Source organism: Parvimonas sp. D9, assembly GCF_035282565.1.
Taxonomy (GTDB): domain Bacteria; phylum Bacillota; class Clostridia; order Tissierellales; family Peptoniphilaceae; genus Parvimonas; species Parvimonas micra.
Genome location: NZ_JAYKBM010000076.1, coordinates 1 through 379 on the forward strand (window position 1 = coordinate 1; position 379 = coordinate 379).

The 379-nt window shown below is 39.1% G+C and carries 1 protein-coding gene; it reads right to left on the reverse strand.

Annotated features, from left to right (window positions below):
• Positions 1–88 precede the first annotated feature (88 nt).
• A partial coding sequence (locus VJI94_RS08095; RefSeq protein ID WP_324008977.1) for a hypothetical protein occupies positions 89–379 on the reverse strand: 291 nt, incomplete at its 5' end.

Sequence of the window (379 nt, forward strand, 5' to 3'; positions counted from 1 at the left end):
TCACTGAAGCAATGATGGCAGCTACAAACAGCAAGGATGCTGTGATAAAAAATCTACTATGACGGATAGGAAGCTGCATATTGAAATGCTAGTATCTTCTATCTTTCAATAATAAAAAAAGGATGGAAAAAAGAAACCCTGCCAAACCTGAAATCAAAACAATATTCAGTTTATCGGGTCGTTCCGCTTTAGCCGACGGCACTGCAGGCTCTAATATATAAAGTGCCGGTGGAACTGTTTCTCCCATCAGTTGAAAGGAAGCGGCTGTTTTTCGATATCGAGATAATTCCTCCAACAATGTCTCCATGTGTTTTTGCAACAAAATTTGTTGTGTAGGACTCGCTTTTGAAATACTGTCATTCAAAGACGCATATTGTTG